General features: G+C 45.9%; 8 protein-coding genes. 7 read left to right on the top strand and 1 reads right to left on the bottom strand.

Translation table 11 applies throughout. The features are described 5' to 3' along the window. Positions 1-78 precede the first annotated feature (78 nt). From prmA to T411_RS0117885, 7 genes are all read left to right on the top strand, one after another. Positions 79-966, top strand: coding sequence for a 50S ribosomal protein L11 methyltransferase (prmA, locus tag T411_RS0117855; protein WP_001145807.1), 888 nt, complete (start codon positions 79-81; stop codon positions 964-966). Positions 967-1105: 139 nt separating this feature from the next. Then, complete coding sequence (gene dusB, locus T411_RS0117860; RefSeq protein ID WP_001911136.1) at positions 1106-2074, top strand: tRNA dihydrouridine synthase DusB; 969 nt, start codon at positions 1106-1108, stop codon at positions 2072-2074. A gap of 23 nt (positions 2075-2097) precedes the next feature. Next, positions 2098-2394 (top strand): DNA-binding transcriptional regulator Fis, encoded by a 297-nt coding sequence (gene fis, locus T411_RS0117865; RefSeq protein ID WP_000462885.1) that lies wholly within the window; start codon positions 2098-2100, stop codon positions 2392-2394. Positions 2395-2892: 498 nt separating this feature from the next. Further along, positions 2893-3528, top strand: coding sequence for a hypothetical protein (locus T411_RS1000000121455; RefSeq protein ID WP_228376615.1), 636 nt, complete (start codon positions 2893-2895; stop codon positions 3526-3528). Between the two features lie 66 nt (positions 3529-3594). Further along, positions 3595-3828 carry a helix-turn-helix transcriptional regulator gene (locus T411_RS0117875; RefSeq protein ID WP_000125077.1) on the top strand — a complete coding sequence of 78 codons (234 nt, stop codon included), beginning with the start codon at positions 3595-3597 and terminating at the stop codon, positions 3826-3828. After that, entirely contained in the window at positions 3828-4049 is a 222-nt protein-coding gene (locus tag T411_RS0117880) for a helix-turn-helix transcriptional regulator (RefSeq protein WP_000141836.1), read from the top strand. Before T411_RS0117875 ends, T411_RS0117880 begins: the two co-directional genes overlap by 1 nt. 218 nt (positions 4050-4267) lie before the next feature. Beyond that, the gene (locus tag T411_RS0117885; RefSeq protein WP_012034315.1) at positions 4268-4852 is read left to right on the top strand and encodes a YagK/YfjJ domain-containing protein; all 585 of its coding nucleotides are present in this window, start codon (positions 4268-4270) and stop codon (positions 4850-4852) included. A gap of 184 nt (positions 4853-5036) precedes the next feature. Here the strand turns inward: T411_RS0117885 and T411_RS0117890 are convergent, their stop codons facing one another. Continuing rightward, complete coding sequence (locus tag T411_RS0117890) at positions 5037-5732, bottom strand: hypothetical protein (protein WP_000973003.1); 696 nt, start codon at positions 5730-5732, stop codon at positions 5037-5039. Between the last annotated feature and the right edge of the window lie 268 nt (positions 5733-6000).

The following is a 6000-nucleotide window of genomic DNA, read 5'->3' on the forward strand; positions in this document are numbered from 1 at the left end:
CGCCCACTTTCTGGCCTGAACATCAGTGGCAAATCTGCTACACTCTGCGCCAATCTAAACCCGATGAGATCTTAAGCCATGCCTTGGATTCAAATTAAACTCAATGCGACCAACGACAATGCAGAAGCAATTGGCGATATGCTGATGGAAGAAACTGGTGCTGTGTCAGTCACTTTCCTCGATGCCAAAGATACCCCTGTATTTGAACCTCTACCGGGCGAAACCCGCCTATGGGGTGATACCGATGTCGTCGCACTGTACGAAGCGGATATGGATACCTCGCTGATCCTTCAGCAAATCAAAGCCAGCAACATGCTGGCTGAAGGTTTTGCTCACAAAGTGGAGCAAGTGGAAGATAAGGACTGGGAACGCGAATGGATGGATAACTTCCACCCAATGCAATTTGGCCGTCGCCTCTGGATTTGCCCAAGCTGGCGTGAAGTGCCAGACCCACAAGCGGTGAACGTGATGCTCGACCCGGGCTTGGCTTTTGGTACCGGCACGCACCCAACCACCGCACTGTGCCTAGAGTGGCTGGATAACCTCGACCTGACTGGCAAAACCGTGATCGATTTTGGTTGTGGCTCGGGCATTCTGGCGATTGCCGCCATCAAGCTTGGTGCCGCAAAAGTGATCGGGATTGATATCGATCCACAAGCTCTACTCGCGTCCAAAGACAACGCTGCGCGTAACGGCGTGGAAGATCAAATCGAAGTTTATCTGCCAAAAGATCAACCCGAAGGCTTGGTGGCTGACGTGGTGGTCGCGAACATTTTGGCTGGCCCACTGCGTGAGCTTTCGCCCACCATCAAAGGACTCCTGAAGCCCGGTGGCCAACTGGCCATGTCTGGCATTCTGGATACGCAAGCCGAAAGCGTGGCGGAATTTTACCGTGACGATCTGGAACTTGACCCAATCGCAGAGAAGAGCGAATGGTGCCGCATTTCTGGCCGCAAGCTAGGCTAGATAAGACTTTGCGGCCTAATTGACTGATAAATCGACTATTTGGCAAAACAATTTGCCAATGCTCAAATATTAGTCTTTTCAGGCATCAAAAAAATGCGTAAAATGCGCGCCCTTGCTGGTACGAAGCTGTGAAGACGTTTTGAAAATCGGAAATCATCAACTTAAGAACAATCTGATCGTCGCCCCGATGGCGGGTGTCACCGACAGACCCTTTCGAGAGTTGTGTTTACGCTACGGGGCAGGAATGGCGGTCAGTGAAATGATGTCATGCAATCCTGCGTTGTGGAAAACGGCCAAATCGCAAAACCGCATGGTACATGAAGGCGAATCGGGCATTCGCTCAGTACAAATTGCGGGCAGCGATCCACAGCTGATGGCCGAAGCAGCGCAGTTCAGCGTTGAAAACGGTGCGCAAATCATCGATATCAACATGGGCTGCCCAGCCAAAAAAGTAAATAAAAAGCTCGCGGGCTCTGCACTGCTGCGCTATCCGGATGTGATTGAAGACATCTTGAAAGCGGTAGTGAATGCAGTGAATGTGCCAGTCACACTCAAAACCCGAACGGGTTGGGATACAGACAATAAAAACTGTCTCTCGATTGCTCAATTAGCCGAAGACTGCGGCATACAAGCACTGGCTCTCCATGGACGAACTCGTGCCTGCATGTACAAAGGTGAGGCGGAATACGACAGCATTAAAGCGGTCAAAGCGGCTGTGAGCATTCCGGTTATCGCTAACGGTGATATCGATAGCCCGGAGAAAGCACGCTACGTACTGGAGTACACCGGTGCAGACGCTTTAATGATTGGCCGTCCTGCCCAAGGACGACCATGGATTTTTCAGGAAATCCAACACTTTTTGGAACACGGCACCACAATGCCAGAACTTCCAATTTCGGAAGTGAAAGACATCATGCTTGGTCATGTAACCGCACTCCATCAGTTTTATGGAGAGTACTTAGGCCCACGAATTGCGCGCAAACACGTGAGTTGGTACCTGCAAGAGCATGAACAAGCGAGTGCGTTTCGCCGTACCTTCAACGCCATTGAGACTGCTGACCAGCAACTCGATGCGCTCGAAGGGTATTTTGATAACGTTGCATCATAATTAAGAGAAGAGCTAGACCGAATATGTTCGAACAAAATCTGACTTCAGAAGCTTTAACCGTTACTACCGTAACTTCACAAGACCAAATCACGCAAAAGCCACTGCGTGACTCTGTTAAAGCGTCTCTTAAAAACTACTTGGCTCAACTGAATGGCCAAGAAGTGACTGAACTGTATGAATTAGTTCTAGCTGAAGTTGAACAACCACTTCTGGACACCATCATGCAATACACTCGCGGTAACCAAACTCGCGCAGCAACTATGATGGGTATCAACCGCGGCACTCTTCGTAAGAAACTGAAAAAATACGGCATGAACTAATTAACATTAGTTAACTAGCTGATTTTAAAGTCGCTTTTCATTAATGGAGAGCGACTTTTTTGTTATATGTACCCCCATATGTACCCCAGACGTTTTCCTAATTCCCCCTCACCATCTAAATCTTACTGACAGACTTTTAAAGACCCATCGTTTAGAGCCTTTACCAACAAGCCTCCATTTTGTTCAAGCAAAAGCCGTCAAAGCACAATGATTAAGGTTAACCAAGTGATCTAAGAGGATTCTAGAGGATTCTAGAGGATTCTAGAGGATTCTAGAGGATTCTAGAGGATTCTAGAGGATTCTAGAGGATTCTAGAGGATTCTAGAGGATTCTAGAGGATTCTAGAGTAAATTAGGATAAATAATCATACAAAACAACAACTAACAAAAACAAATCCATAAATAATTTATTCAATTTCGGCATCCAGATCACTGAAATAACCATTACTAATGGGAACAATTAGCTACTTTGAAAACCAAATGAACACGGGTACTGTCTATGTCATCACTAATTGAACGAGCAATGGTGATTATCTCAGGATTAGGAAGTCGAGAACCTCTTCGTCTAGTTGAGGATCTTTTTTTAAGACCTAACACATGGAAGCGTTCTTGTAATCCTGTAGAGCGATTTGTCATTGAGACTGCTGATGCACTGGGCTACAGCCATGATGCTAGCTCGACAAACAAACTGTGCATCTCCTTAGATAGGTCCGACAGGTTTCACCAAATGTGCATGTTCAACCAATCATTAGATGAAGCGACCAAGAAAGAGCTGACGATTTTGATCAAGCAAAAATGGGCGGGTATCACTTCAAAGAAGCCACATACAAACCGGGCTCTCGACGTCATCATTCCTATAGCAAAAGCGTTTTTTAGTCACCAGAGCAGTGTCATTGTCGCTATCGGTTTATTTGTAGAGCGTTTAGTTGAGCATGTATCTAAAATGCACCCCACTCCCCCTGCCCTAAAACCATTACTCCAACGTTCCGAGAGAAAATTAGCGGAAGGTTTGAGAGCGGTACTTGAAGGAGGGAGCTATTGTGAATCAAAAAGTGGCAAGGGCGCAGAAATCCTAGTTGATCAGTTTATTGCCTCAAAACTTATCGAATTTTACCCTGAACCCGCTTTGGCATAGCGATCGACATGAATAATTAAAACCTCTATGGCAGCCTATATACGAACCTCAACCACGGAGCACAGTATGACTGCCATAGAAAAACTCACCCAACCTAACCAACTCTCTTGTGACCGATTTGTCCGAGAAGCAGAACGTCGCCGTATCACCGCCATTTCACGCAGCCAAGCTTGGAAGCTTGAAAAAGAAGGTCGCTTCCCTCCTCGTATCAAGTTAGGTAGCCGTTCCGTCGTTTGGCGACTTTCTGACCTTACACAGTGGCTAGACAAACAAGCAGGCCAATATTCGGAAGAAGCATAATGACCTTCGATCTCTCTCGTCAGTGTAATAAGGCGGCAATGCCACTACACATCATCAGCAAAAAAGAGCTCGCCAATCTGCTGCATGTCAATGAGCGCACAATCCATCGCATGGTCAAGGATAAGCGCTTACCTGAGCCTATGCGTACCGTAGGTGGCAATAATGGTGGATGGCTTCTAACTACAATCCTAGAGTGGCAAAAAAGTCAAAAAGGGCATTAATCGCCCTTTTTTATATACTGATGTCCGCTTTAGGCCGGAATTGTCTATAAAAACACGAAGTTTCTAGATAAGCACAAATGAGAACAACCCAGTAAAAACGCGGCACTGCGTGAAATACTGGCGACAAAGTTCGCAGGTATAAAGATATTGTTATGAGAGCTCGCATCCTTCTTCACCCGACTAAATCCAAACTAGCGCTTTACCGTCACGGTGATCAGGTGTATCAAATTTTCCACCGCGCAACAGGTGTTGATCAAAACATCCTCCAATCCAGTTTTGATTTGGCAAAAAGTTGGAGAAATCACTATTCCAAGTTTTGCGGGGTCATCCTACAACTTCACCAGAATCAGCCCAGTGACAACAACCAGCAATTAAGCACATTCCTCATCAAGCTGATGCAAGCTTTGCAGAAACATTACAACACGCCCAATATCGGTTACTTCTGGATTCGTGAACAGAGTGGCAGGGATAAACAACACTATCATCTGGCCGTATTTATCAGTGGTCATTGCTGCCAGCACAGCGGCACCATAGATACACTCGCCAACACACTTTGGAAGCAGCAAGACGAGCGCAATTTTAGTTATCAGGTCAAAAATAGAATCTACAAAGTTAATCGCTATGGCTTCGATAAGGAATGGCCATCCCTGCTAACTCGACTAAGCTACTTCGCCAAAAACGACACCAAAAGCCGCAGCCCTTCGCGAAATAGCTACGGTCGCAGCCAGCTTTTGAAAACGACAACTCAAGCAAAAACACTGAAAAATGCAAAAGTGATCAGTTCCAGTGATCACTTTTACTGATCATCTGAACTGATCACTTTTAAACTGCGCAAATTTTACTGATCACTTCTGAAAATCATATTACAAACAATCACATAAACAAAAACCATCACTACTGGTCACTTTTTTCGTCACCGTTTCAAAATTAAAAAAGTACACATCGTGAGAGTGTATTTGCGCATTTTTAGGGGATTTTGAGCCCAAATTAGCGGCTTGAATAAGTAAACCTCATCAATTCAAAAGCAAGCAGAGCATGACCATTGGGGCAGAGATACTTCCGCTCTACACGCCCACAAAGGTTGACCGATTTCTCTTGAAGTTGACCCGTTTCAATTTCGTCATGGCAGACAGAACAGCGTACAAGGCCGATATTGTGTGCAATTAAATCATCCGCCAAGTAAGAAAACCTCGACCACATTGGCGGCACATCGACAGGCTCTTGCAGCGACTCATCACGGCTTTGCACCCAAGCCAACAGTTTCCCCTCATCATTGCCTTGTAGATGAGGCGATTGACGCAGTCGCTCAATTAACTGCTTCTCAAGCAAAGCGCTAGGAAAAATAAACTCACCGTAGCTGTTGTCACAAATCCCCTCTGGTTTAGGTTTATAGCTAACATAAGCGCCACAGGTTTTCAGTTCTCGATAGGCACGTTCCATTTCTCGGTAATAATCGGCACGATTAGCCGTAGGTTTCAGCCAATCAGCCCAATTAGGCCTGCCCTGTTTTACCCAACCAAACAGCATTAAAGGCCAGAACAACACCATAAACACAAAATGAAACCAGATGTCGCCTTTGTCCCACTGCCAATCATGCTTATCCAAGTGCCTGACCATCACCCACAGCAAGCCGCACGCCACCAGCGCAGCCCCAAGCAAATAACCCTGTAGTAGAATCATCATATCGCCCCTCTATTCAGTAAATTCAACATTTAATTCGCAATAACTTTCCTAACTTATCCGTCATTTCCATATCCGGCTCACTGATAACTCAAAGATTAAGCCTATATAAAACTCTGTAATCCAACCTGCGTGGGGAAGACTTAACGTCACCGTTATGGAATTCGATTAAAGAGGAAACACACCCCACCTGCGTGGGGAAGACTTTGTATTCTTTGCCGCTTGCATGGATGTTGTAGAAACACCCCCACCTGCGTGGGGAAGACAATCG

The organism is Vibrio cholerae ATCC 14035, assembly GCF_000621645.1.
GTDB classification, from domain to species: domain Bacteria; phylum Pseudomonadota; class Gammaproteobacteria; order Enterobacterales; family Vibrionaceae; genus Vibrio; species Vibrio cholerae.